This window comes from Conyzicola sp., from assembly GCF_046714715.1.
GTDB lineage: Bacteria > Actinomycetota > Actinomycetes > Actinomycetales > Microbacteriaceae > Conyzicola.
This window is the reverse complement of record NZ_JBKKAD010000120.1, coordinates 1-25,512: the sequence shown is the minus strand read 5'-3', so window position 1 is coordinate 25,512 and position 25,512 is coordinate 1. Positions and strand designations below refer to the sequence as shown.

The 25,512-nt window shown below is 69.6% G+C and carries 22 protein-coding genes; 15 read left to right on the top strand and 7 right to left on the bottom strand.

The window, feature by feature from the left end:
• Positions 1-67: 67 nt before the first annotated feature.
• From ACLQ6X_RS09270 to ACLQ6X_RS09260, 3 genes are read left to right on the top strand one after another with little or no spacing between them, the layout of a single operon-like run.
• The gene (locus tag ACLQ6X_RS09270; RefSeq protein WP_411699883.1) at positions 68-910 is read left to right on the top strand and encodes an ABC transporter permease; all 843 of its coding nucleotides are present in this window, start codon (positions 68-70) and stop codon (positions 908-910) included.
• A complete protein-coding gene (locus ACLQ6X_RS09265) occupies positions 911-2,062 on the top strand; it encodes a sensor histidine kinase (protein ID WP_411699882.1) in 1,152 nt (383 codons plus the stop codon). It begins immediately after the preceding gene.
• On the top strand, positions 2,059-2,673 hold the full coding sequence (locus ACLQ6X_RS09260) for a response regulator (protein WP_411699881.1): 615 nt from the start codon (positions 2,059-2,061) through the stop codon (positions 2,671-2,673). The genes ACLQ6X_RS09265 and ACLQ6X_RS09260 overlap by 4 nt, the downstream gene beginning before the upstream one ends.
• On the opposite strand, the gene ACLQ6X_RS09255 is transcribed toward ACLQ6X_RS09260, so the two are convergent.
• The 6 genes from ACLQ6X_RS09255 to ACLQ6X_RS09230 form a co-directional block, all read right to left on the bottom strand.
• The gene (locus ACLQ6X_RS09255; RefSeq protein WP_411699880.1) at positions 2,674-3,780 is read right to left on the bottom strand and encodes a UDP-N-acetylmuramate dehydrogenase; all 1,107 of its coding nucleotides are present in this window, start codon (positions 3,778-3,780) and stop codon (positions 2,674-2,676) included.
• Entirely contained in the window at positions 3,781-4,179 is a 399-nt protein-coding gene (locus ACLQ6X_RS09250) for a MaoC/PaaZ C-terminal domain-containing protein (protein ID WP_411699884.1), read from the bottom strand. It abuts the gene before it with no gap.
• Complete coding sequence (locus ACLQ6X_RS09245; RefSeq protein ID WP_411699879.1) at positions 4,179-4,625, bottom strand: MaoC family dehydratase N-terminal domain-containing protein; 447 nt, start codon at positions 4,623-4,625, stop codon at positions 4,179-4,181. The genes ACLQ6X_RS09250 and ACLQ6X_RS09245 overlap by 1 nt, the downstream gene beginning before the upstream one ends.
• A 926-nt stretch (positions 4,626-5,551) precedes the next feature.
• Entirely contained in the window at positions 5,552-6,520 is a 969-nt protein-coding gene (locus tag ACLQ6X_RS09240; RefSeq protein ID WP_411699878.1) for an NAD-dependent epimerase/dehydratase family protein, read from the bottom strand.
• Positions 6,521-6,533: 13 nt separating this feature from the next.
• On the bottom strand, positions 6,534-9,284 hold the full coding sequence (locus ACLQ6X_RS09235; protein WP_411699877.1) for an alpha/beta fold hydrolase: 2,751 nt from the start codon (positions 9,282-9,284) through the stop codon (positions 6,534-6,536).
• Positions 9,281-10,303: a 3-oxoacyl-ACP synthase III gene (locus tag ACLQ6X_RS09230; protein ID WP_188510504.1), complete on the bottom strand. Its 1,023-nt coding sequence runs from the start codon at positions 10,301-10,303 to the stop codon at positions 9,281-9,283. The genes ACLQ6X_RS09235 and ACLQ6X_RS09230 overlap by 4 nt, the downstream gene beginning before the upstream one ends.
• 442 nt (positions 10,304-10,745) lie before the next feature.
• Here ACLQ6X_RS09230 and dhaK point away from each other — a divergent pair, with 442 nt between their 5' ends.
• From dhaK to ACLQ6X_RS09210, 4 genes are read left to right on the top strand one after another with little or no spacing between them, the layout of a single operon-like run.
• The gene (gene dhaK / locus ACLQ6X_RS09225) at positions 10,746-11,744 is read left to right on the top strand and encodes a dihydroxyacetone kinase subunit DhaK (protein WP_411699876.1); all 999 of its coding nucleotides are present in this window, start codon (positions 10,746-10,748) and stop codon (positions 11,742-11,744) included.
• A gap of 2 nt (positions 11,745-11,746) precedes the next feature.
• Positions 11,747-12,376: a dihydroxyacetone kinase subunit DhaL gene (gene dhaL / locus ACLQ6X_RS09220; RefSeq protein WP_411699875.1), complete on the top strand. Its 630-nt coding sequence runs from the start codon at positions 11,747-11,749 to the stop codon at positions 12,374-12,376.
• Positions 12,373-13,089: a dihydroxyacetone kinase phosphoryl donor subunit DhaM gene (gene dhaM, locus ACLQ6X_RS09215; protein ID WP_411699874.1), complete on the top strand. Its 717-nt coding sequence runs from the start codon at positions 12,373-12,375 to the stop codon at positions 13,087-13,089. The genes dhaL and dhaM overlap by 4 nt, the downstream gene beginning before the upstream one ends.
• 49 nt (positions 13,090-13,138) lie before the next feature.
• Positions 13,139-13,615: a peroxiredoxin gene (locus ACLQ6X_RS09210; RefSeq protein ID WP_411699873.1), complete on the top strand. Its 477-nt coding sequence runs from the start codon at positions 13,139-13,141 to the stop codon at positions 13,613-13,615.
• A gap of 8 nt (positions 13,616-13,623) precedes the next feature.
• On the opposite strand, the gene ACLQ6X_RS09205 is transcribed toward ACLQ6X_RS09210, so the two are convergent.
• The gene (locus ACLQ6X_RS09205) at positions 13,624-14,661 is read right to left on the bottom strand and encodes a LacI family DNA-binding transcriptional regulator (protein WP_411699872.1); all 1,038 of its coding nucleotides are present in this window, start codon (positions 14,659-14,661) and stop codon (positions 13,624-13,626) included.
• Between the two features lie 153 nt (positions 14,662-14,814).
• On the opposite strand from ACLQ6X_RS09205, the gene ACLQ6X_RS09200 reads away from it, so the two are divergent.
• From ACLQ6X_RS09200 to ACLQ6X_RS09165, 8 genes are all read left to right on the top strand, one after another.
• Positions 14,815-16,110 carry an ABC transporter substrate-binding protein gene (locus ACLQ6X_RS09200; RefSeq protein WP_411699871.1) on the top strand — a complete coding sequence of 432 codons (1,296 nt, stop codon included), beginning with the start codon at positions 14,815-14,817 and terminating at the stop codon, positions 16,108-16,110.
• Positions 16,111-16,195: 85 nt separating this feature from the next.
• Complete coding sequence (locus tag ACLQ6X_RS09195; protein WP_411699870.1) at positions 16,196-17,080, top strand: carbohydrate ABC transporter permease; 885 nt, start codon at positions 16,196-16,198, stop codon at positions 17,078-17,080.
• 3 nt (positions 17,081-17,083) lie between these two features.
• A complete protein-coding gene (locus ACLQ6X_RS09190) occupies positions 17,084-17,971 on the top strand; it encodes a carbohydrate ABC transporter permease (protein ID WP_411699869.1) in 888 nt (295 codons plus the stop codon).
• Positions 17,972-17,978: 7 nt separating this feature from the next.
• Complete coding sequence (locus ACLQ6X_RS09185) at positions 17,979-20,591, top strand: family 78 glycoside hydrolase catalytic domain (RefSeq protein ID WP_411699868.1); 2,613 nt, start codon at positions 17,979-17,981, stop codon at positions 20,589-20,591.
• A 236-nt stretch (positions 20,592-20,827) separates the two neighbouring features.
• Complete coding sequence (locus ACLQ6X_RS09180; protein WP_411699867.1) at positions 20,828-21,505, top strand: HAD family hydrolase; 678 nt, start codon at positions 20,828-20,830, stop codon at positions 21,503-21,505.
• A 117-nt stretch (positions 21,506-21,622) separates the two neighbouring features.
• Positions 21,623-22,150, top strand: a complete 528-nt coding sequence (locus ACLQ6X_RS09175) for a hypothetical protein (RefSeq protein ID WP_411699866.1) — start codon at positions 21,623-21,625, stop codon at positions 22,148-22,150.
• Positions 22,147-23,034: an NAD-dependent epimerase/dehydratase family protein gene (locus ACLQ6X_RS09170; RefSeq protein ID WP_411699865.1), complete on the top strand. Its 888-nt coding sequence runs from the start codon at positions 22,147-22,149 to the stop codon at positions 23,032-23,034. Before ACLQ6X_RS09175 ends, ACLQ6X_RS09170 begins: the two co-directional genes overlap by 4 nt.
• A 110-nt stretch (positions 23,035-23,144) precedes the next feature.
• On the top strand, positions 23,145-25,512 hold a 2,368-nt coding region (locus tag ACLQ6X_RS09165; protein WP_411699864.1), incomplete at its 3' end, for a PQQ-binding-like beta-propeller repeat protein.

The window sequence follows — 25,512 nt, the reverse complement described above, 5'->3', positions numbered from 1 at the left end:
GCCTCGAAGACATCTACCTGCAATTGGTCGGACACCACGCCACGAACACCGAATTGGAGCCGGCATCATGACCACCTTCGCACCGAACCCCACCCTCCCCGCCGGACGCACCGTTCGCCTGGGCGTGAGCCGGATCGGCTACGAGGTGAAGGCGTATTTCCGGCAGGGCGACGCGGTGTTCTTCACCTTCCTGTTCCCGGTGGTCATGCTGACCATCTTCTCCGTCGCGTTCAGCGAGGGGAGCTTCGGGATCGATGACGACGGCAATATCGTCAGTGCGGCCGCCTTCTACCTGCCCGCGATGCTCGCGGCGGGCATCCTGCTGAGCGGACTGCAGAACATGGCGCTCGACATCGCCGTCGAGAAGAGCGACGGGACACTAAAGCGACTCGCCGGCTCACCCCTCCCGGTGGTCAGCTACTTCATCGGCAAGATCGGGCAGGTGCTCGTGACCGGCGCCGCCCAGGCCGCGCTGCTGCTGCTGGTCGCCCGGGTCGTGTTCGGAGTCGAGCTACCGACGGACGCCGGGGCCTGGGCCACCTTCGGCTGGGTGTTCTTTCTCGGGGTGACCACATCCGCGGTCTTGGGCATCGCGCTCAGCCGGGTTCCCCGCAGCGGGAAGAGCGCGTCGGCGGTCGTGCTGCCGATCACGCTCGTGCTGCAGTTCATCTCGGGCGTCTACCTGCCGTTCAGCCAGCTGCCCGACTGGCTGCAGAACATCGCGAGCCTGTTCCCGCTCAAGTGGATGGCGCAGGGGATGCGGTCGGTGTTCCTGCCCGAGACTTTCGAGAGCGCCGAACCGGGCGGGGTCTGGAATCTCGCCGGCGTCGCCCTCGTCACCGGGCTGTGGTTGGTGCTGGGCCTGATCGTGTGCCGCATCACCTTCCGCTGGATCCGCAAAGATAGCTGAATGGGCAATACGAAGTGGTGGGACATCGCGGTCGTCTCGGCGGCCGCGATCCTCTGCCTGCTGCTGGTGGCGAACCAGGCTCGCGACCGGGAGCTGGTCGGTGCGATCGTGGTGATTGTGGTCTTCGTGACCGTCTGGTTCGCGATCGGCCGGGGCCAGGCCGACGGCGGCAGGCGCGCCACCGTCGCAGCCGCGCTCGTCATCGTCCTCTCCGGTGTCGGAACGGCGATCAACCCCGGCATGGCGACCATCCAGGTGATCGCCTTCCCGCTGCTCTGGTACTACGCGGCGACGCTTCGCGAGGCGATCGTCACGAACGTGCTGCTCGCCCTCTCCGTGGGCATCGGCTACTGGTCGGCGCTCGGCGCGACCCTCGACGACCTGCTCGAGGCGACCCTGGTCGAGTCGATCTCGCTCGCCGGCAGCATTACGCTCGGCCTCTGGATCAGCCGCATCTCGGTCGAGAGCGCCTCCCGGGAGCGCCTGCTCGTCGAACTGCGCGAGACGCAGGCGCAGCTCGCCGCGGTGAGCCGCGACGCGGGAGCTCTGAACGAGCGCGAGCGCCTCGCCCGCGAGCTGCACGACACCATCGCGCAAGACCTCACCGGTCTCGTGCTGCTGGCCCAGCGCACCCGGCGCGAGCTGGTGAGCGGCAGCCCGACGGTCGGCGAGACGCTCGACCTGCTCGAGGACAGCGCGCGCAACGCCCTCGCCGAGACCCGCTCGCTCGTGGCGGCGAGCGCGCCGGTCGCGCTCGCGGAGGGCGGCATCCGCGCCGCTCTCGACCGGCTCGCCTCACGCTTCGGCCGGGAGACCGGCATCGTCGTCAGCGTCGCCGGCGAGACCCCGCCGCTCGACCGCGACACCGAAGTGGTGCTGCTGCGCTGCGCCCAGGAAGGACTCGCCAACGTGCGGAAACACTCGGCGGCGTCGAGCGCCTCCCTCGAGCTCACCGGCGACGCGACATCCGTGACCCTCATCGTGCGCGACGACGGCGGGGGCTTCGATCCCGCTCTCGACAGCGACGGTTTCGGCCTGAGCGGCATGCGCGACCGACTCACCCTCGTCGGCGGCACCCTCGCGATCGCCAGCGCGCCGGGCGAGGGCACGTCGCTAACCGCGACCCTGCCGCGGTCGGCGGTGCTCGCGTGATCCGCGTGCTGGTCGCCGACGACCACCCCGTCGTGCGGGGCGGCATCGTGGCTCTGCTGGCCGCCGCCGACGACATCGAGGTCGTGGGCGAGGCGTCGAACGGCCGCGAAGCCGTCGACCTGGCGCTCGCGCTCGCCCCCGAACTCGTGCTCATGGACCTGCGCATGCCCGAACTGAACGGCGACGAGGCGACCGCCCTCATCCTGCAGGCGAATCCGGCGATCCGGGTCGTCGTGCTCACCACCTACGAGACCGATGCGAGCATCCTCACCGCGATCGAGGCCGGCGCGAGCGGCTACCTGCTCAAGGCCGCGCCGCAGGAGGAGATACTCGCCGGCATCCGGTCGGTGGCGCGCGGCGAGGTGGCGCTCGCGCCGTCGATCGCGGCGATGCTCGTCGGTCGGGTGAAGACGCGCGCCATCACGCTCAGCCCGCGCGAGACCGAGGTGCTGGGGCTCGTCGCCCAGGGCATGAGCAACCCGGCGATCGCGAAGAGACTGTTCCTGGGCGAGGCGACGGTGAAGACGCACCTGCTGCACGCGTTCGAGAAGCTCGGGGTGAGCGACCGCACGCGCGCGGTGACGAAGGCGATGGAGCTCGGGCTGCTGTAGCTACAGCCAGACGCCGACGAGCACCGGTTCGGCCACCATCCGCACGCCGAACTGCGAGAACACGCGGGTCTGCACGTAACGCCCCAGCTCGGTTACCTCGGCGGCGGTCGCCCCGCCGGTGTTCACGATGGCGAGCGTGTGCTTGCTCGAGATGGCCGCGCGCGAGCCGGGCAGCGAGAAGCCGCGCCCGATGCCGGCCTTCTCGATGAGCCAGGCCGCGCTGAGCTTCACCCGGAAGTCGGTCTGCGCGGGAGGCGCCGCGGGCTCCTCGCCGAGCGGCACGGCGACCGGTGCGGGCTCGGGGGCGTTGGCCCAGCGCGGCGCCTGCTCGGGCAGGGTGCGGGCGAAGTTCTCGCCCACGATCGGGTTGGTGAAGAACGAGCCGCAGCTCACCGAGTCGGGGTCGGCGGGGTCGAGCACCATGCCCTTGGATGCGCGGAGCGCCAGCACGGTGTCGCGCACCTCGCGCAGGGGCACGCGGGTTCCGAGCTCCACGCCGAGCGTCGAGGCGAGCTGCGCGTAGCCGACCGGCGCGCTCTCGGCGCTGCGGGTCAGCTCGAAGTCGACGGAGAGCACGAGACCGCGCCTGCCCTGCTTCAGCGTGGACGTGCGGTAGTCGAAACCGAGGTCGGCCGCGGTGAGGCGCTGCAGGTCGCCGGCGAGGTAGTCGAGAAATTCGATCGCGACCAGGCTCGAGGAGATCTCCTGGCCGTAGGCGCCGATGTTCTGCACGGGGGCGGCGCCGGTCGAGCCGGGGATGCCGCTGAGCGCTTCGATTCCGGCGAGGCCGTTGTCGACCGTGTACGCGACGAGGTCGTCCCACGGTTCGCCCGCCTCGACGCGCAGCACGACCCGGCCGTCGATGTCGGAGAGCACCGTTATGCCGCGAGTGAGCACGCGGACGACCGTGCCGTCGAAGCCCTCGTCGGCGACGACGACGTTCGACCCGCCGCCGAGCACGATCCACTCTTCGCCGCTGGCCCAGGTGTCGAGGGTCGCCGCGATGAGCTCGTCGCGCGTGGCGGGTGCGAGCAGCTCGTGGGCCGCACCGCCCACGCGCATGGTGGTGAGTTCTGCGAGGGGCGTCACGCCGCTTTCGTCGACCATCTAGGCGAGGCTGACGCGTGCTTGCGCCTTGCCGAGCACGGTCTGGTCGGCGAACGTCACGGTGAGGTCGATGCGGATCTCGGCGTCGGTGAGCGCGCCTACCTTGGCGACCACGGTCACCGTCGCGCCATCCTTCGGGTCGACGGCGACGGGGCGCGTGAACCGCACCTGGTAGTCGAGGATCTTGCCGCTGTCGCCGATCCACTCGACGACGGGCTGCACCGCGAAGCCCATCGTGAGCATGCCGTGGGCAAGCACGCCGGGCAGGCCGACGCTCTCGGCGACGTCGTCGCGGTAGTGGATCGGGTTGAAGTCGCCCGACGCCCCCGCATAACGCACGAGGGAGTCGCGCGTGAGCACGTAGGTCTTCTCGGCGACGATCTCGCCCACCTCGGCGATCACTCGTCGCCCCGCACCACGAGGGTCGAGGTGGCCGTGACCACGTGGGCGCCGGTCGCATCGGTGATCGTCGACTCGGACGTGACCATCGAGTGCCCGCCGAGCGACTTGATCGCGGTGACCGCGAGGGTGGCGGTGAGTTCGTCGCCGGCGACGATGGGGCGCGTGTAGCTGAAACGCTGGTCGCCGTGCACGACGCGGGTGAAGTCGATTCCGGCGTCGGGCTCGGCCAGCAGCTGGGCCAGCGTCGACTCCTGGATCACGATGGGAAACGTGGGCGGTGCGACGATGTCGGCGTAGCCCGCGGCCTTCGCAGCATCCGGATCATTGTTCACGGGACTCGTGGCGAAGACGGCGCGGGAGAATTCGCGGATCTTCTCACGTCCCACGAGGTACGGGGCAGTGGGCGCGAACACGCGGCCCTGCAGTTCGGGGTTCACTGGCACGTAGCGATTCTACGTGCCCCGCTTTGGGCGGGTCTGCGTAACGCCCGTGCAACCACAAAACCCCGGGTGCCTTGCGGCAACCGGGGTTTCGTCGGGGGTCTTGTGGGGTGCTATCTGCCTACTGGCAGGAGTCGCACTGCAGAAGATCCATCGGGTCAACGGGAACTGCGTAGCCGCCGACTGAATCGTTGTCGTTGTCCATGTGATCCTCCTTCTGTGTCGTCTTAGTTCGTAGCTGTTGCTGCGAGGGTTCTCACTATATAACGGGAATCACAGCTATGTCATTCCACTACATCTAGTGTTTCGGCGTGTCGCGCTGATTAACATTCTCCGCCGAGCCACCGACATTTCGTGTGCCGCGGAATCATGCGGATGTCGCGTGCGCGGCGAGAATTCGGTGCCGAATTTGCCCCCCGATCTGGGTGCGGGCGTGTCGGGCGCGGCGGCGTGTCGGGGCCTCTGGTGTGTCGGGCGCGCGTGGCGTGAGACCGGCGCGGAGGTCGTGCGGCGGCGGCGCCTCGGGTGCCGCGGTGTTTTTTCGCGGGCGCTGCCGAACGTTCGGGCGCGCGTGCAACAAACCGCCGCGCTATCGGGTGGTCGCGGCCTCATCGGCGGCCTGGCTCCGATGTGGGGGGCGGCCCCGCGACTGCGGCGGCGCGGCACGGGTGCGGGCGTGCGCACACCTGCACGCGCGCCATACGCCCGCAAGCGCCGCGAGCGGCAGGGCGGCGCGGTCTTTCGTTGCGGGCGCTGCCGGTTGTTCGGGCGCGCGGGCAACAAACCGCTGCTCCATGCGGAGCCGCGGCCTCATCGGCGGCAAATTGCGCTTCCGTGGCCGCCGGAGCAGCAATATGCCGCCAGTGAGCGCGCGACCTCGGCGGGTCACGCTCGGGCGCGGGCGCCCGAGGCGCACCGCGGTGGCGGCGCTAGTTGCGGTACGAGGCCGCGAGCCGCCGGAAGCCCTCGTCGAGCGACACGGCGGGTGCCCACTGCAGGTCGGCGCGGGTGCGGCGCTGGTCGAACCAGTGTGCCGTCGACAGCTGCTCGGCGAGGAACCGCGTCATGGGCGGCTCGTCGACGCCGGGGCGCACGCGCCAGACCGCCTCGATCACCGAGCCGGCGGTGCGCGCGACACCGGCGGGCACGCTCCAGCGTGGCGCCGGAACTCCGGCCGCGGCGCACATGCCCGCGATGAGTTCGGCCACCGGACGCGGCTCGCCGTTCGTGACCACGTACGCGTTGCCGTGCACCTCGGGCGCGCGCTCGAGTGCGGCCGCGATGGCGGATGCCGCGTTGTCGATGTATGTCGTGTCGATGAGCGCCGCGCCCTGGCCGAGCAGGGGCAGGCGGCCTTGGCGGGCGCGCTCCACGATGCGGGCCACCAGCTGCGTGTCGCCGGGGCCCCAGACGATGTGCGGCCTGACCGCGACGACCGCGAGCGAGTCGGAGTCGGCGGCGAGCGCCAGCAGCTCCGACGCGGCCTTGGTGCGCGCGTAGTCTCCGCGCGCCCGCAGGGGGTCGGCGGGCAGCGCGTCGTCGCCGACGATCGAGCTGCCGGAGTGCGCGACCGACGGTGACGACACCTGCACGAAGCGCCCGACGCCCGACTCGCCCGCCGAGCGCAGCAGGCGCAGGGTGCCGCCGACGTTCACGGCGTCGAACTCGGCGGGGTCGCCGGCGAGCGAGACCTTGGCGGCCAGGTGCACGATTCCATCGACCCCGTCGGTGGCGCGGGCGACGCTCGTCGCATCCGTCACCGAACCGAGCACGTCGTCGACGCCCGCCAGACCGGAGGGGCTGCGCTGGAGGGTGCGCACCTCGTGTCCGGCCGCGAGGATCGCCGACGCCGTCGCGCGACCGAGCAGCCCGCTCGCGCCGGTGACCAGGACCTTCACGCTGGAACGGGCCTCACGGGCGCGTCATCCGCCCGCCGGTGAGCACGTCGCTCGCCCAGGCGCCGAGACGCACCCGGTCGATCTTCGAGTTGTGGCGGATGTCGGTCGGCAGGTGCGGCACCACGAGCACGGCCGCGACCGGCAGGTCGGTGGATGCGCGCACGGCACTCGCGAGCGCCGAGTTCGCGAGCGACACCCGGAACGCGGGCGGCACCGTCTCGATCACCGCGACGAGCTGCTGCTCGCCGCGGGGTCCGACGCCGACGAGCGCCGCGCGGGCAACCTCGAAGACCGACTCGAAGCGCTGCTCGGGCCCGACCGGCGTGACGACGCCGCTCTCGGTGACCACGACGTGCGGCATGCGGCCCTCGACCCAGAGGCGACCCTGGTCGTCGAGATGGCCGACGTCGCCGGTGCGGTGCCAGCGCTCACCGGGCACGGCTCCGCGGCGTGATGCCCGTTCGGTGAGCCAGAGTCCGTCGTAGTGGTCTTTCACGTGCGGCGCCGAGACCACGATCTCGCCGGTGATGTCCGCGGCATCCGACAGCTCGCCCGTTGCCTCGCCGCTCTCGTCGAGGGCGCTGATGCGCACGCTCACGTTCGCGGCGGGAGGTCCGACGCAGACCCCGCCCGGCCCGCCGAGGCTGAGCGCGGCGTCGCGGATGCCCTCGAGCGTGATGTCGGTCATCAGCAGTCCCTCGGTCATGCCGTAGGGAGTGTGCGCCGTCGCGCCGGGCATGAGGGCGGATGCCGCGGCGAGCAGTCGCTCGGACACGGGGGCCCCGGCCGACAGGAAGGTGGTCACGCCCCCGAGCGCCTCGCGGTCGGCGTCGTCGAGCGACCCCGCGGTGGCGACGACATTGGTCACGGCGGCCGGCGACAGGAACACGACCGTCGCGTCGACGGCGGCCACGGCGGCGGCGACGGCCTTCGCGGTGAGCGTCTTCGGCGAGGTGACCACCATGTCGGGCGTCACCGAGCGCGCGCCGAGCGCGGGGCCGAGCAGCGCGAAGGGGGCAAACCCGGCGACGAGACCGGTTCCGGGGCCGACACCGTAGACGGCGGACAGCGCGTCGACGAGCGCGGCCAGCTGACCGTGCGTGTAGACGACGCCCTTCGCCGGGCCCGTCGAGCCGCTGGTGAACAAGACCGCTGCCGTGTCACCGGGCGACGGCAGCTCGGGCAGTTCCTCTTCGACGCCGAGCGACACGAGGTCGCCGAGCGAGTAGGCGACGTCGAGCGAGCGGCGCACGGGCTTCAGGTACTTGGCGGTGGAGATCTTCTGTCCGGGCCAGCCGAGCGCGGTCGCCGCGGCGAGTCCGGTCGGCGCACCGATCACGTGGTCGGGCCAGGCGCCGCGAACGGCGCGGGTCAGGCCCTGGATGCCGAGTCCGGCATCCGCCATGACCACGACCGCGCCGATGCGCAGGCAGGCGTAGAGCACCGCGGTGAGGTCGGCGCCGGGCTGGATGAGCAGCGACACCCGGTCGCCGCGCTTCACTCCGACCATGGCGAGTCCGGCCGCGATCTGGCGCACGCGCTTGGAGAGCAGCCTCCACGAGACGACGGTGGGGGTCTTGCTTCCCGCGGGCGCCATCTCGACGAGCGCCGTGTCTGCGCTGTCGCGGAGGTCGTCGAGGTAGCGGAAGAGGCCGGCGGGCGGGCCCTGCTTGACCGGCTTCACGTAGCCCTCGTCGAAGCGGTCGGGGTCGAGCTCTTCCTCGACCGGCTCGGTCGCGAATGCGAAGCGCGACGGATTGCCCGCGGCGGTGCCGAGAGAGGCGAGTTCGGTTCCGCGGTCGCCGAGCCAGGTGAGAACGGATGACGCGTAGTCGACGTCTTCGGCGATGAGGTGACCGGCGCTCTCGAACCTGTGCACGTCGGCGTGCGGCAGCCGGTCGACGAGATCGTCGAGATAGCGGTCGCCGAAGATCGGGTCGCGGGGACCCCACAGGGCGAGCGCGGGCACGGCGAGGAAGCGGAGCCCTTCGGCAATGCGCTCCAGCTCGGGGAAGCTCTCGTGCGACTCGTCGGCGGGGATGTCGGCGACGAAACCGCCGATACCGCCGCGACGGGAGGCCTCGAGGTAGGGCGCGCGGTAGCCGGCCTTGACCTCGTCGCTCAGAGGTGGGTGTGCGAGCGACAGGGTCGTCTCGAGGAAGGCCGGAGTGGTCACGGTCGCCGCGCCGAGCACGCCGCGCAGAAGGGTGGCGCGCAGCGGAGCGGGGATCGCGTCGCCGGCCGGCTGGTGGATCGCGGTGTTGAGCAGGGCGACGCCGGCGAGCAGGTCGGGGTGGTCGACGGCCCAGCCGAGGCTGACGACTCCGCCCCAGTCGTGGCCGAGGGTGATCACGGGACCGGTCAGGCCGAGGCCGTCGGTGAGGTCGCCGAGGTCGCGCACGCGTCGGGCCAGATTGCGCGGCTGTCCGGCGCGCTCGGAGAATCCCATCTCCAGCTGGTCGATGGCGATCACCCGCCACGCTTCGCCGCCGTTCGCCGCGGCATCCGTCGCCTGCGACACGAGCGAGCGCCACAGGTAGCTCCACGTGGGGTTGCCGTGCACGCAGAGGATCGTGCCGACGGGTGTGACGCCAAGCTCGGCGAGGCGGGCGCCGTTGTCGAGCAGGTGCCACTCGTGGCTGACCGCCGGGCCACCGCTCGTCGGCACGCGGACGAGACGCGAGAACGACGGGTCGAGACCCTCGAGTCCCGCGGGTGGAAGGCTCGCCGGAACGGGAGCGGAACGCGGGATTCGAGAAGTCACCAGGCGATCTCCAACATTGCAGTATTGAGTCCGGAACCGACGCCCATCAGCAGCACGCGGTCGCCTTTCTTCAGGTCTTCGGCCTCGTAGGCCAGGGTGATCGGGATCGACGCGGGGCCGATGTTGCCGAGCAGCGGGTAGGTGCGCGGCACCTTGGCCTCGTCGAGGCCGGCGGCCTTGACGATGGCGTTCGTGTGCACGGACGAGACCTGGTGCAGGATGTAGCGGTCCATCTTGCCCCACGACCAGTCGGTCTTCGCCTCGTTCCAGGCGGACACGACGAGTTCCATGCCGCCCTTGAGCAGCGCCTTCGCGTCGGTGAACATGCCGTCGACGCTGCCGACGCAGAGCTCGTTGAACTGGGTGGCGGCGCGCGTGACGCCGCCGAGGATGCGGTGCCCCTCGGGGTGCGCGTCGGCACGGCCGAGCACGGCCGCGGCGGCACCGGAGCCGAGGGTGAGGCTCGCGAACTCGCTCATAAAGTCTTTGCGGCTGAGGCTGTTCGCCTCGAGACGGTCGACCGTGTTGTTCTGGATCTCGTCGGCGTCTTCGCCCGCCACGATCACCGCGTAGTCGATCTGGCCGGAGTCGATCAGCGACGAGGCGAGGCTCATTCCGTTGACGAAGCCGAGGCACGCGTTGGCGATGTCGAAGTTGAGCGCCGAGCTCGGCAGTCCGAGACCGTGGTGGATGCTCACGGCCACGGAGGGCTCGAGGTTCTTGCGGGTCACCGAGGTGTTGATGAGCAGGCCCACCTGGTCGGGCCGAACGCCGGCCTGGGCGAGCGCGCGCTTGCCGGCCGCGACCGCCGCGTCGTCGAACTGCTGTCCGGGTTCCCAGTTGCGACGCTCGTAGACTCCGGCGACGCGCTGGAGCAGCCCCTTGGGCAGGCGGAGTCGTTTGAGGGCGCCCTGCAATCGCTGGTCGATTGATTCTGACGTCGTGATGCGTGAGGCAATCGTGCTTGCGACTGAGAGCAAGGCGACGTTGGTGTGCGTCGTCGTGGCGTTTCCGGGCAACGGATCTCCCTATCGAATTGTCAACTAGAGCGTAGTGACAAGTTAATTATTGTCCGTCTCGAACCTGACCGTTGACCGGGCCGGGGACCGTGTGAGATGCGGCGTGCGGCGGGGTGCCGCGAAACCGGCCCGATTGGGGCGTCGGCGTCGATGGGAGTCAACCCGACAGCTGTGGAGAAGATTCCCGGATGCCGGCCCGCCCACGGCATCCGCTCGCTCCGCCGGCGCTGCGCTTTCGGCGCTGCGCTGCTGCGTACGCGACCGCCGGGCGCCGACGGAACAGCGCCACGTCGACCGCCCGGAAGAGTCGACGGGAGGGACGGGGTTCCGGGCGCTGGGAAGGCCTGACGCGGGCGCGCGCCCGCGTGGTACTTTGGCGGCAATCGGCCGGGCGCGCAGGCGCCCCACCACCGTTCAATGACGAACTTGGAAGGCACCCGAAATGAAGAAGCTCATCAACGCGCCCGAAGCAGTGCTGGCCGAGGCCCTCGTGGGCATCGCGGCCGCACACCCCGAGCTGAACGTCGACCACGTCAACCGCATCATCTACCGCGGCTCGCCCACCCGGGAGGGCAAGGTGGCCCTCATCTCGGGCGGCGGCAGCGGCCACGAGCCCCTGCACGGTGGTTTCGTCGGCCTCGGAATGCTCGATGCTGCGTGTGCGGGCGAGATCTTCACCTCCCCCACCCCCGACCAGATGCAGGAGGCCACCCGGGTCGCCGACTCGGGCGCCGGCGTTCTGCACATCGTGAAGAACTACACGGGCGACGTGATGAACTTCGAGATGGCGGCCGAGCTCGCCGAGGCCGAGACCGGCGTGAAGGTGGCCTCGATCGTGATCAACGACGACGTGGCCGTCGAGGACTCCACCTGGACCGCCGGGCGCCGCGGGGTCGGACTCACCGTGCTGCTCGAGAAGATCGTCGGGGCGGCGGCGGAGGAGGGCCGCGACCTCGAAGCGGTCACGGCCCTCGCCCACCGGGTGAACGACAACGGCCGGTCGATGGGCATGGCCCTCACGAGCTGCACCGTGCCCTCGGCGGGCAAGCCGACCTTCGACCTTCCCGACGACATGATGGAGATCGGCGTGGGGATCCACGGTGAGCCGGGCCGTCACCGGGTTGCGCTGGCTCCGGCCGCATCCATCGCCCAGCAGCTGGTCGACCCGATTCTGGCCGACCTCGACTTCACCCAGGGCCCGGTGATCGCCATGGTCAACGGCATGGGCGGCTCGCCCCTGATCGAGCTCTACCTGATGTACGGCGAGGTGGCGAGGCTGCTCGAGACGGCGGGCGTGAACGTGGCGCGGTCGCTCGTGGGCAACTACATCACGAGCCTGGACATGGCCGGATGCAGCGTGACACTGTTGCGCGTCGACGACGAGTTGCTCGGCCTGTGGGACGCCCCCGTCAACACCTCGGGCCTGCGGTGGGGAGTCTGAGCGTGGCGACCACGGCGACCGTACCCCTGCTGGTCGACTGGCTCGAGCGGTTCCGCGCCCTCGTCGTCGAGAACCAGGCCTACCTGACCGAGCTCGACTCGGCGATCGGCGACGCCGACCACGGCTCGAATATGACGCGCGGCATGACGGCCGTCGTGGACAAGGCGGGCGCGCCCGCGACGGTAGACGCGCTGTTCCGCACCGTCGGGATGACGCTCGTGAGCACCGTGGGCGGGGCGAGCGGGCCGCTCTACGGCACGTTCTTCCTGCGCATCGGCACCACGGCGGGGTCCGTCGGCGGGCTCGACGGCCCCGCGCTCTCGGCCGCGCTGCACGCCGGGCTGGCCGGGGTACTGCAGCGCGGCAACGCCGAGGTGGGCGACAAGACGATGGTCGATGCCCTCACGCCCGCGCTGGCCGCCCTCGACGCCAGCCTCGCGACGGGCGGAGACCTCGCCGCCGCGACCCGTGCCGCCGCGGACGCCGCGGCGAAGGGCCGGGATGACACGGAGCCGCTCGTCGCCCGGAAGGGCCGCGCGAGCTATCTCGGCGAGCGCAGCGCGGGCCACCTCGACCCCGGGGCCACGTCGACGGCCCTGCTCTTCGAGGCGCTCGCGGCGGCCCTCGCGTGATCGGCATTGTCGTCGTCTCGCACAGCCCCGCGCTCGCCGAGGCCGCTGTCGCCCTGGCCCTCCAGATGACCGGCGACACCCGGCCGGCCATCGCGATCGCGGCCGGCGCGGGCGAGGGAGTGATCGGAACCGACGCGGTGCGCGTCGCCGACGCGATCGACGAGGTCGCCTCGCCCGACGGCGTGCTCGTTTTTATGGACCTCGGCTCGGCGGTGCTGAGCACGACCATGGCGCTGGAGTTCCGCGCGAGCACGACCGAGGTGCGGTTGAGCAGCGCCCCGTTCGTCGAGGGCATCGTGGCCGGCGTCGTGCTGGCCGCGGCGGGTGCGAGCCTCGACGAGGCCGAGCGCGAGGCGTCGAGCGCTATGACCGCGAAGAACGCGCAACCGGGTTCGGCCGCGCCCGCGGAGGCGCCCGCGACCCAGGCCGAAGTCGACGTCGCCGTCACGGCCGAGGCGACGATCGTGAACGACGTCGGCCTGCACGCCCGGCCGGCGTCGGTGATCGTGGCGAAGATGGCGGGGTTCGACGCGAAGGTGACGATAGCCGATGCGGATGATCCGGGCCGCTCGGCTTCGGCCAGCAGCCTGCTCGCGCTGATGGGCCTCGGACTCGGCAAGGGCACACGGCTGCGCATCAGCGGCACCGGTGCCGACGCGGCGGAGGCCGTCGAGTGGCTGCGAGCCATCACCGCGGACGGGTACGGAGAGTGAGAGATTAGTCGCGCACGTTTCATCCGCAATTCTTGAGAGAGCACTTCCCATGTTGACTGTCGGCACCGTCGCTCCCGCCTTCTCGCTCACCGACAGCGCCGGCACCACGGTCTCGCTCGCCGGTTTCGCGGGAGAGTGGCTGGTGTTCTGGTGGTACCCCGAGGCGAACAGCAGCGGCTGCTCGCTACAGGCGGCGGCCCTCGACCGCGCGTACGACGCGCTCGGCGCCGCGGGAGCGCGGGTCCTCGGCGCCTCGTTCAACAGCCCCGGCGAGAACGGCGAGTTCTCGGAGGACGCCGCCCTGCGGTTTCCCCTGCTCTCCGACCCGGACCGCATCGCCGGCGCGGCCTACCAGGTCGTGCGCGAGCCGGGCGTGCCGTTCGAGAAAAAGCCGTTGCGCTACACCTACGTGATCGCCCCCGACGGTGTCATTGCGCACGCGGAGGACGCGAACGAGCTGCCCCTCGGCAACTACGGCGAGCACGTGCTCGACGTGGTCGCCGGGCTGCAGTCGGGCCGGCCGTAGCGCGCCGCTTAGACGGACGCCCTCGTGCTCGCCCGCACGATCAGCGACGGCTCGGTGACGACGGTGCGGTGCTGGTGCGGCTCCGACGGATGGGTCTCCTCGAGCAGCAATCCGGCGGCGATGCGCCCCATCTCGATGCCCGGCTGACCCACCGTCGAGATGGGCACAACGCTGTCGGCCGCGAAGTGGTTGTTGTCGTAGCCGATCACGGCGATGTCGGCGGGCACGGAGATGCCGCCGTAGATCAGCGCCTGCACGCACCCCGACGCGAGCGCGTCCGCCGAGGCGAAGATGCCGTCGGGACGCTCGCCGACCGCGCGCCCGGCGATCTCGTGACCGACCCCGAGCCCGGCGGGAACGGTGAGCCTGTCTGTCTCGAGCAGTTCGAGGGTCGCGGCGCCGCCGGTCTCCTCGACCGCCCGTCGGGCTCCGGCATACCGCTGTTCTACCGCGTGCAGGGTCAGGGGGCCCCCGGCGAAGAGCAGCCGCGACCGCCCCGAGTCGAGCAGGTGGCGGGTGGCGAGGTATCCGCCGAGCTCTTCGTCGACGACGACCCCGCACGACTCCCCCGGTTCGCCGGGCCAGTTCACCAGCACCACCGCGCGACCGTGGCTTCGCACCTTCGCGGCCCCGTCGAGCGGCGCGTCGAGTGGGGCGAGGAGGATGCCGCTCACCCTGGCCTCGTCGAACAGGTCGAGGTAGGCGTTCTGGCTGTCGAGGTCGACGTCGCTGTTCGCCAGCAGCAGCTTCATGTCGCGCTCTTCGACGGCCTTCTGTGCCCCGCGCGCGATATCGACGAAGAGGGAGTTGCCGATGTCGACGATGACGAAGCCGAGGGTGTTCGCACTGCCGGCGGCCAGGGAGCGGGCGAGGTTGTTGCGCACGAAGCCGAGCGCGGCAATCGAGTCGAGCACGCGGAGGCGGGTGCCCTCCGCGACCTTGGCCGGGTTGTTGAGCACGTTGGAGACGGTACCGAGGGCGACGCCCGCGTGCCGCGCGACGTCGGCCATGCTGGGCGCGGAATCCCGCCCCGGAAAATCGGTCATTGCCACCATGGTGCTCCAAACTTACCGGCCCGGTTCAGGCTCCGTTCATTTTATTGAAGCGCATCAATAAAACTGTTGCGCTGCTGGAGACGACCCGCTATCTTCATTGAAGCGCTTCAATGACCGGAACGCGCACCCATTCAAGGAGGAATGATGTCCATACGTCACAGCAAGCGGCGCTCACTTGCCCTGGTCGCCGGAGTCGGAACAGCGGCTCTGCTGCTCGCCGGGTGCGGCGGAGGCGGGGGCGGTGCCAGCTCCAGTCCCGAGGAGTTCAGCCTCCTCACCAACTCGGAGAACCAAGAACTGCCGTCGATCTTCACGGCCCTCTCCGAAGACCAGTGCACCGCCGAGAACACGGCGCTTCCGTTCACCGCCGACTCGGTGCCCCAGACGAACCTCGACCAGCGACTTCAGCTGCTCGCCGGCCAGAACGGCCTGCCCGTCGTCTACTCGGCCGGAAACGCGCCGGCACTCACCAAGACCCTCGACGACGCGGGCAACGTGCTCGACTTCGACGAGACCCTTACCGACCTCGATGTCATCGAGAACATCGAGCCCGCCGCCATCTCGACGATCGAGGCGCTCTACGGCGGCTTCAAGGTGCTGCCGTTCGAGTACAACATCGAGGGCATCTGGTACAACAAGACGATCTTCGCCGACAACGGCGTCGAAGCGCCCGAGACCTGGGACGAACTGGTCGAGGCGGCAGAGACGTTCAACGGCGCGGGCGTCACTCCGTTCTCCGCCAGCGGCGAGCAGGGCTGGCCCATCACCCGCCTGATCGGCAACTACATCTTCCGCACCCTCGGCCCCGACGCGCTGAAGAAGGTCGCCGACGGTGACGCCAAGCTCACCGATCCCGAGTACGTCGAGGCCGCGCAGGCGGTCGCCGACCTCGGCGCTTCCGGCTACTTCGGACAGGGCGTCGGCTCGATCGACTACGACACCGCCGCCAACCAGTTCATGAACGGCAGCGCGGCCATGTTCTACATGGGCAGCTGGACGCTCAGCGACTTCGGCGTCGCCGAGCGCAACCAGATCGGCATCGACAACATCGGCTTCATGCCGTTCCCCGACGTAGACGGGGGCGAGGGCGACAGCTCGCAGATCGCCGCCAACGTGGGACTCCCCGCGGCGTTCAACGCCAAGAGCTACGACGAGAAGGTCGGCGACTGGCTCACCTGCATCTCGGAGAACTACGGCAGCGTGGCCCTGTCGACCCAGGGCCGTGTGTCGGGCTTCAAGGTGAACACCCCCGTCGACGACGTGCCCGCGCTGACGCAGGAGGTGCAGGAGCGCATCGCCACCACCGAAACGGCCGTGCTCTGGTTCGAGGCGCTGTTCTCGACCAAGGCGACGACGACCAGCCAGACCAATGCTGCGCAGCTCGTGACCGGCGACATCACCGCGGAGGAGTTCATGGAACTCGTCCAGAACGACCTGTAACCGTCTCGACCGCCGCACGATCCTCCGGTCGCGGCAGCCCCGTGCTGCCGCGACCGCCGGGTACCCGCGTAGAAATGCAGATGCTATGAACAACGTCCTCGGCGACAGAAAATCGATCATCATCCTGATCGGTCCCGCGCTCCTCGTCTACACCCTCGTCATGCTCGTCCCCGTGGTCTGGTCGCTCGGCTACACGGTGTTCGAGGGCAATGCCATCACCGGCTTCACTTTCGTCGGGTTCGACAACTTCGTCGCGCTCGTGCAAGACGACCGGGTGCGCGATGCGCTCTTCTTCACCATCAGGTACGCGATCGTCATCACCGTCGGCCAGGTGATTTTCGGCTACCTGCTGTCACTGCTCTACGTGTTCGTGCTCAGGCGTTCGTCGAGCATCGTGCGCACGCTCGTGTTCTTCCCCGTCGTGCTGCCCACCGTCGCCGTCGCGCTCATGTTCCAGAAGATGTTCGAGGTGGCCCCGCAGAACGGCCTCGTCAACGAGCTGCTCAACGCCATAGGCATCCCGTCGATCGACTTCTTCGGCAGCGCCGGCAGTGCCTTCCTGGTCATCGCCATCATGGACATCTGGCGCTCGATGGGGTTCTACGGCGTGCTGCTCTACGCCGGCCTCGTCGACATCCCCGAGGAGACCCTCGAGTCGGCCCGCCTCGACGGCGCGAGCGGGCTGAAGCTGGTCAGGCACATCGTCATCCCGCTCTCGCTGCCCGTGCTGCTGTCGTCGATCATCTTCAGCATCAACGGCACCCTCAAGGTCTTCGACAGTGTTCTGGCCCTCACCAACGGCGGGCCGGGAACGACCACGAGCCCGCTCACGCTGTACATGTTCCAGACCTCGTTCACCTACGGCGAATACGGCTACGGCAGCACGATCGCCCTCCTGCTCACGATCCTCTGCCTCGTCGTCACGGTCTTCATCTTCCGTTCCTCGCGACGCGACCTCACGAAGGCCTAGACCATGTCTGCTCCCGCCGTCCAGAACCGCACGCTCCGACCCACCCAGCGCACGCGCACCGCCCGCCGGGTCGCGAAGAAGATCCCGACGACGATCCTCGTCGTGATCCTGCTCATCATCGTCGTCTACCCGCTGGTCTGGCTTCTGCTCGGATCGTTCAAAACGAACTCCGAGTTCTTGAACAACCCGGTCTGGTCGCTGCCGTCGTCGTTCGGCTTCGACAACTACGTCGAGGCGTGGAACACCGGCAACATCGCCCAGTACGCGACCAACAGCGTCCTCTCGGTCTTCCCGGCGCTGGCACTGATCATCCTCTTCGGCACCGCCGCGGGCTTCGCGCTCGAGGTGCTCGTGTGGAAGGGCCGCGGCGGCGTGCTGCTCGCCTTCCTCATCGGCATCATGGTGCCGACCCAGATGATCCTGCTCCCGCTGTTCACCGTCTACTTCCAGACCGGGCTCACGGGAACGCTCTGGCCGCTCATCATCACCTACACCGCGATCGGCCTGCCCCTCACGGTGTTCATGATGGCGACCTACTTCCGGGCCATCCCGCGGGAGGTGTTCGAGGCCGCGACGCTCGACGGTGCCAGTGTCATCCGCACCTTCTTCTCCGTGGGAATGCCCATGGTGAGCAATGCCATCTTCACCGTCGCGCTCGTGCAGTTCTTCTTCATCTGGAACGACCTGCTGATCGCGCTGACGTTCACCAACTCCAGCGACCTGCGCACCATCCAGGTGGGGCTGCTCAATTTCAACGGCGAATTCGGGGCGACCAACTACGGCCCGCTCTTCGCCGCCATCTGCATCAACGTGTTCGGAACCCTGGTGCTCTACCTGCTCCTCAACCAGCGCGTACAAAAGGGCCTCACCGCAGGCTCCGTGAAAGGCTAGTCGCCCCGTGCACCCCGCAATCACCCGCCCCGTCCGGTTCGAGCACCACGCGACGGAGGCGCTGGGGATCGACGTCCGCGCGCCCCGCATCTCGTGGCAGACCACCGCCGAGCCCGGCTTCGAACAGGCCGCGTACGAGCTCGAATTCGAGCGCGGCACGACCGTGCAGTCGACCGGCCGGATCGATTCCGCCGACCAGGTGCTGGTTCCGTGGACGGTCGCCCCGCTCGCCTCCCGCGAGCGTGTGGGCGTGCGCGTGCGCGTCTTCGGCGCCGACGGCAGTGTCTCGCCGTTCAGCGAGACCGGGTTCGTCGAGGCGGGGCTGCTCGAGCCCGGCGACTGGATCGCGAGCGCCGTGGGGCCGGCGTGGGCGGAGGATCCCGACACCGACCGGCGGCCGCCTCTGGTGCGCACCGGCTTCAGCGTCGACGGCCCGGTTCGGCAGGCACGCCTCTACGTCACGGCGCACGGCGTGCACGAGACCGAGATCAACGGCCGGCGGGTCGGCGGCGACATCCTCTCCCCCGGCTGGACCGTCTACGGCGAACGCCTGCGCTACTACACCCACGACGTCACCGCGCTCGTGACCGAGGGCGCCAACGCGATCGGCGCGTGGCTCGGCGATGGCTGGTACCGGGGGCGCATCGGCTTCAACGGCGGCTACCGCAACCTGTACGGCTCCGACATCTCGCTCATCGCCCAGCTCGAGATCGAGTACGCCGACGGGCGGCGACAGACGGTGGCGACGGATGACTCGTGGTCGGCGTCGTTCGCACCGATCCTGCTCGCCGGACTGTACGACGGAGAGACCTACGACACGCGGCTGGAACAGCCGGGGTGGTCGACCGCCGACTTCGACGCGTCCCGGTGGACACCGGTCGCGATCGCGCCCAGAGACCCCGCGACGCTCGTGGCACCCGAGGGGCCACCCGTGCGGTGCACGGAAGAGCTCGCGCCGGTCGAGGTGACGCGCAGCCCGTCGGGCACGGTGATCCTCGACTTCGGCCAGAACCTCGTCGGCCGGCTCAGCATCGTCGTCGACGGCCCGGCGGGAACGAAGGTCACCCTGCGGCACGCCGAGGTGACGCAGGACGGCGAGCTCTACACGCGACCGCTGCGGCTCGCTGCGTCGACGGACACGATCATCCTCGACGGCCTCGGCGAGCGCCGGTGGGAGCCGCGCTTCACCATCCACGGCTTCCGCTACGCCGAACTCGACGGCTGGCCCGGCGAGCTGCTGCCCGGCGCGGTCACGGCGAAGGTGTACCACACCGATCTCGAGCGAACAGGGTGGTTCGAAACATCCGACCCGCTCGTCAACCGGCTGCACGAGAACGTGCGCTGGAGCATGCGCGGCAACTTCGTCGACATCCCCACCGACTGCCCGCAGCGCGACGAACGTCTCGGCTGGACGGGCGACCTGCAGGTGTTCGCGCCCACCGCGTCGTTTCTCTACGACGTCTCCGGCATGCTCGGGTCGTGGCTGAAGGACGTCGCGGTCGAGCAGCTCGACGACGGCACGGTGCCCTGGTACGTGCCGGTCATCCCCGGCGGGTCGACGTGGACGCCCATCGACCCCGGAGCCGTCTGGGGCGATGTAGCCGTACTCACCCCGTGGACGCTCTACCAGCGGTTCGGCGACACCGGCATCCTCGAGCAGCAGTACAACAGCGCGAAGGCGTGGGTGGATCTGATGGACACCCTGGCCGGCGACGACCACCTGTGGAACACGGGCAGGCAGCTGGGCGACTGGCTCGACCCGGCCGCGCCGCCGGAGGACCCGGCGGCCGCGCTCACCGACCGCTACCTCGTCGCGACGGCCTACTTCGCCTTCTCGACGCGCACCCTCGCGGAGACCGCCCGAACCATCGGCCGAGTCGAGGACGCGATCCACTACGGGCGGCTGGCGTCGGCGGTGCGTGCGGCGTTCATCACCGAGTACTTCGACGAGCGCGGCCTCATGACGAGCGACGCGCAGACGGCCTACGCGCTCGCGATCGAGTTCGACCTGCTCCCCGACGAGCCGCAGCGCGCGGAGGTCGCACGGGCACGCGTCGGAGAACTCGTGCACGCCGCCGGCAACCGCATCGCCACCGGGTTCGCCGGCACACCGGTCATCTCCGACGCGCTCACCCGGGCGGGCGCGGTCGACATCGCCTACGACCTGCTGCTCGAGCGCGAATGCCCCTCCTGGCTCTACACGGTGCTGCAGGGCGGCACCACCATCTGGGAGCGGTGGGACAGCAGGCGGCCGGACGGCAGCGTGAATCCCGGCGAGATGACGTCGTTCAACCACTACGCGCTCGGCGCGGTCGCCGACTGGATGCACCGCACGGTGGCGGGCATCTCGCCCGCCTCCCCCGGCTACCGCGAGATCCTGGTGAAACCGCAGCCTGGCGGCACCCTCACCTCCGCCTCGGCGACGCACCTCACGCCCTACGGCGCGGTGTCGATCGCCTGGACTCTGGCCGACGGGCGGTTGACCGTCGACCTCACGGTGCCGACCGGCTCGACGGCCCGCGTCGAGCTTCCCGGCTGCGACGCGACGACGGTGGGCTCGGGCACGCACCGGTTCGAGTCGGCGCAGGCCGCGGGGCGCCCGGTGGAGGCCCTCGCCTAGTCCGGGGAACGCGTGAGCCGCCCGCATCGGTTTCCCCCGGTGCTAGGTGTGGCAACCCCCGGGCGGCTCACGATCCCGCCGCGGCGTCGCGGGAGATGGGCGCTAGGGACGCCCGCGAGGTATTCGGAACCGACGATTGCGCGGATTGCCCTATTCGCGCGGCCGCGCCCGAGGGCACACTGAGCGGCCTTTGGCGAGCCCTAACGCTTCGCGGCCCACACGGGTTGGCTGGGTTCATGAGCACTCCCCGCGAAGTCACGGCCGTCTTGTTCGACATCGACGGCACCCTGGTCGACTCCAACTACCTGCACGTCGACGCGTGGGACCGGGCGTTCGCCTCGGTCGGGCGTCCGGTCGACGTCTGGCGGATCCACCGCTCGATCGGCATGGACTCGGGAAAGCTGCTCGAGGCGCTGCTCGGCGACGACGCCGACAGTCTGGGCGACGCCGCCAAGGAGGAGCACACCCGCCTCTACATGCAGACCACCGACCGGCTGCGCACCATCGGCGGCGCACGAGAACTGCTGGCCGAGCTGGCCCGGCACGGTCACACGGTGGTCCTCGCGACATCCGCCCCCCAAAGCGAATTGGAGATTCTGCTCGGAGTGCTCGAGGTGGATGACTCGGTGAAGGCCGTCACGTCGTCCGAAGACGTGGGAACCGCCAAACCAGACCCGGACATCATCGAGACGGCGCTCGACAAGGCCGGGGTGCCCGCCGGCGCCGCGGTGATGGTCGGCGACTCGGTGTGGGACATCGTGGCGGCGAAGCGCGCCGGGGTCGCGAGCATCGGCGTGCTGAGCGGCGGGTTCGGGCGCGAAGAACTGCTGTCGGCCGGCGCGAGCGCGGTCTACGAAGACGTCGCCGAGCTGCTCGAGCACCTCGACCAGAGCCCGATCGCGCCGCGGGGGTAAGTCAAGCCCGGGAGTGAAATCCGGTCGGCGCGTAGCGTCGTGCAGACATGACCGGCGAAGTCGCCGGCGCCGACAGGAGGACTCAGGATGTCTCAGCGCAACACTCTCGTCAGAAGCATGCACGATCTCGGACTGGCCGCCTGGTTCGGCGGATCTCTTATGGGAACGGTCGGGCTGAACGGCGGCGCCGCCACGGCGAAGTCCCCCGACGAACGGCTCGCGATCTCGGCGAGCGGATGGGCCAAGTGGGCGCCCGTGCAGCTGGCCGCCATCGCCGTGCACGGCATCGGCGGTCTCGGCCTGATCGCCGGCAACAAGACGCGGCTGGTCGGACAGCAGGAGGCCCGCACGAACACCGTGATCAAGATCGTCATCACCGGTCTGGCCGGCGCTTCGACGCTCGCCTCCGGCCTCGTGGGTAAGAAGATGGGCGATCACGCTGCCGAGGGCGCTCAGGGAGTCACCGAGCCCGGCGCCGGTTCCTCGCCCGAGCTGAGCAGCGCGCAGCGCGCGCAGAAGGTGCTGCAGTGGACGACGCCGCTACTCACCGCGGTGCTCATCGTGCTCGCCGCCCAGCAGGGCGAACAGCAGCGGCCGATCAAGGGCCTCTGGGAGACGACGCTGAAGAACCTGCGCCGCAAGTGAAGGTCGTCGTCACCGGTTCCCGAGGGAAGGTCGGCAGGGCCGCGACCCAGGCGCTGGTCGACCAGGGGCACGACGTACTCGGCGTGGATCTGGTCAGGCCGGTCTTCGACGCCGGCGAAGTGGTTCCCGGCCGGTATCAGATGGCCGACCTCACCGATGCGGGCTCGGCGTACGCCGTGGTTGCCGGGGCGGATGCCGTGGTTCACGTCGCCGCGATCCCGCAGCCGACCGGCAACCCGCCGCACGTGGTCTTCCAGACGAACCTGATGTCGACGTTCAACCTGATCGAGGCGTCCGTGCGGTTCGGCGTGAAGCGGTTCGTGAACATCTCCAGCGAGAGCATCGTCGGCAACTTCTTCCCCGAACGCCCTTTCCTGCCGTCGTACGCTCCCGTCGACGAACAGCACCCGCTTCTGCCGCAGGATCCGTACGCGCTCTCGAAACACTTCGGCGAGCAGCTCATGGATGCGGCCGTGCGGCGTTCCGACATCCGGGCCATCTCGATCAGGCCGAGCACGGTGCACAACGAGGACAACTACGAGGCCAACCTCGGCAAACAGGTACGCGATCCCTCGGTGCTGAGCGGCAACCTGTGGAGCTACATCGACGTGTACGACCTGGCCGACGCCATCGTGCTCGCGACCGAGTCCGACCTGCCGGGCCACGAGGTGTTCTACATCGCGTCGCCGGACAACGCGGGAGGTCACGACTTCGCCGAGATACTGCACCGCTACTACGGCGACCAGATCGAGCTCAGGAAGCTCGACCGCGTCGACGCCTCGGGCATCTCGATCGAGAAGGCGCGGCGTCTCCTCGGCTGGAACCCGACCCGGTCGTGGTCGGACTACCTCGATAGCGAGGGGCACAACCTGCCACGCAACTGACGGCCGCCCGCCGGCCGAGTACCACTCGGTGGATCAGCGCTTGCCAAGCCTCTCGCCCCGGAATAGCGTCCGAGGCGACGCACGGATCAACGACGATCGAGGAGCTGGCAATGCACACACGTCTTCTGAACCGGAGGGGCACGGCAGGGATTGCGGCGCTCCTGCTGCTCGGGCTCACCGCGGGCCCTGCCTACGGAGTCGCCGCCCCGACGCCCGCGGAAGCCGCCGCGCCGGGCGGCCTCACGGGCGTGGAACCCACCGGCGACGACATGCCGACTGTGGGCGGCAACCTCGGCAATCAGCACTACTCGGGGCTGACGCAGATCGGTAAGCGCAACCTCGACAAGCTCGCCCCGGCCTGGCGTACCCACGTGTCGGCCGTCGAACCGGCCTCCGACGACGTCGGCCAGCAGACTACGCCGATCGTCGTCGACGGCGTCATCTACCTCGACTCGCCCAGCGGCGGCGTGATCGCCGTCGACGGCGCGACGGGTGCGAGCGTCTGGAAGTGGGAGCCCACCGAGTTCGAGACGGTCGACACCCGGCGCGGAGTCTCGGCGGGCGAGGGCAAGGTCTACACCCTGGCCGACGGCGACCGGGTCGTCGCGCTCGACCAGGTCACGGGCGAGCAGGTCTGGGTCGTGCAGCCCACCACGCCCGACGGCCAGAGCCTCGGCAACCTGGAACGCGTGGCGACCGTCTACAACGACGGCATCGTCTACGCGCACGCCGCCAATGGCGACCGTGCCGCGGTCGTCGCGCTCGACTCCGACGACGGCAGCTACCTGTGGCACTTCTTCGGCGGCCCCGACCGCGACGCCGTCTACACCGACGTGAACGGCAACACGGTCGCGGCGGGCGAGACCTGGGGACCGCCGCTGCCCGACGGCACCGAGTGCGCCCTCATCGGCGGCGCGACGCCGTGGATCCACGGGTCGGTCGACCCCGAGCTCGGCATGTACTACATGACCTTCGGCAACGCCCGCAGCTGCCGGTCGTCGCAGGACGGTTCGCTGCGCCCCGGCGACAACCTGTTCTCGAGCACGCTCGTCGCCGTCGACGCCGCCACCGGCGACTACAAGTGGCACTACCAGTCGATCCGGCACGACGTGTGGGACATGGACAACGTGCATCCGCCGACCCTCGCGAACATCGCCGTGGCCGGCGAGCCGCGCAAGGTGCTGTTCTACGGCAGCAAGTCGGGTCACCAGTTCGTGCTCGACCGCACCAACGGTCAGCCCGTGCTGCCCGTCGTGGAGAAGCAGATGATCACCGACTCGCGCCAGAACCACGCCGAGACCCAGCCGTTCCCCGAGAAGCGACTGTTGCCCGAATGTGTCGTGTGGCAGAAGCTGGATCCGAACACCGTTCCCGGCGATCCGTGGCGCGCGGTGCCGAACTACAACGGCTACCAGCCCGATGCCGACGGCAATCTGGTATTCAATCCCGACAGCTATGTAGCTGCGGATGAACCGTTCCTCACCTATCCCGACAACTACCCCTCCGACCACCGTCAGGGCTGCATGTACGACCCGCAGTGGGATCTGCCCATCCTCTCGACCACGAGTCAGAACGGTGGCGGAGACTGGTCGAACAACGCCTACAGCCACAGCACGAACATGGTCTACTTCCCTTACGGCACGAACCCGGTGGCCCACTGGAACGGTGCCGCGGCGAATGGCCAGCGCGCGATCGGCCAGTACCAGACCGGCGGCATCCTCGGCTATGACGCGTCGACGGGCGAGGTGAAGTGGCAGAACCACCTCGGCACCGACATGTCGCACGGCCAGGGTCCGCTCGCGACCGCGTCCGACTTGCTGTTCGCGGGGCAGATCGACGGTCGCCTGCTCGCCATGAACGCCCTCGACGGCAAGGTTCTGTGGGACTTCCAGACCGGCACGGGCATCGCGTCCGCGCCCGTCACCTATAGCGTGAACGGCGAGCAGTACGTGGCGGTGTTCGCGGCGGGTTCGACGAACCCGTACGGCGCCTCGGTCACCCAGGGCGACTCCCTGTGGGCGTTCAAGATCGGCGGCACCTACACAACCGAGTCGGGGAGCGCCGAAGGTCCCGATCCCGCGCCGCTATCGATCAGGCGGCCCGTGAGCGGTGCCGCGGTCGAGGGCGCGACCGTCGGCAACACCGTGCTGCTGGCCCGCGGCGACCGCACGACCGACACCGCCGCCGCGCGCGACAGCACCGCGCAGAGCGCCATGCAGCCGACGCACCTGCGGGTGCCGGTGGGCAGCACCGTCACGTTCCTGAACCCGGGCGCCGAGACCTTCCCCGCGTTCCCCAACCAGAAGGAGCACTGCGCCACCCAGTTCTTCGAGGGCGAGTTCAACGCGCGGCTGCAGCCCGGCGAGAGCTATCAACACACCTTCGACCGGGCCGGGGAGTACTTCTTCAACGACTGCACCGACCCGAGGCCGACCGGCAAGATCGAGGTCTACCTCGACCCGCAGGATCAGCCGGGAG

Coding starts and splice junctions, on each gene's coding strand:
- ACLQ6X_RS09270 (WP_411699883.1), top strand. CDS start 68: ATGACCACCTTCGCACCGAACCCCACCCTCCCCGCCGGACGCACCGTT.
- ACLQ6X_RS09265 (WP_411699882.1), top strand. CDS start 911: ATGGGCAATACGAAGTGGTGGGACATCGCGGTCGTCTCGGCGGCCGCG.
- ACLQ6X_RS09255 (WP_411699880.1), bottom strand. CDS start 3,780: ATGGTCGACGAAAGCGGCGTGACGCCCCTCGCAGAACTCACCACCATG.
- dhaK (WP_411699876.1), top strand. CDS start 10,746: ATGAAGAAGCTCATCAACGCGCCCGAAGCAGTGCTGGCCGAGGCCCTC.
- ACLQ6X_RS09210 (WP_411699873.1), top strand. CDS start 13,139: ATGTTGACTGTCGGCACCGTCGCTCCCGCCTTCTCGCTCACCGACAGC.
- ACLQ6X_RS09205 (WP_411699872.1), bottom strand. CDS start 14,661: ATGACCGATTTTCCGGGGCGGGATTCCGCGCCCAGCATGGCCGACGTC.
- ACLQ6X_RS09200 (WP_411699871.1), top strand. CDS start 14,815: ATGTCCATACGTCACAGCAAGCGGCGCTCACTTGCCCTGGTCGCCGGA.
- ACLQ6X_RS09195 (WP_411699870.1), top strand. CDS start 16,196: ATGAACAACGTCCTCGGCGACAGAAAATCGATCATCATCCTGATCGGT.
- ACLQ6X_RS09190 (WP_411699869.1), top strand. CDS start 17,084: ATGTCTGCTCCCGCCGTCCAGAACCGCACGCTCCGACCCACCCAGCGC.
- ACLQ6X_RS09180 (WP_411699867.1), top strand. CDS start 20,828: ATGAGCACTCCCCGCGAAGTCACGGCCGTCTTGTTCGACATCGACGGC.
- ACLQ6X_RS09175 (WP_411699866.1), top strand. CDS start 21,623: ATGCACGATCTCGGACTGGCCGCCTGGTTCGGCGGATCTCTTATGGGA.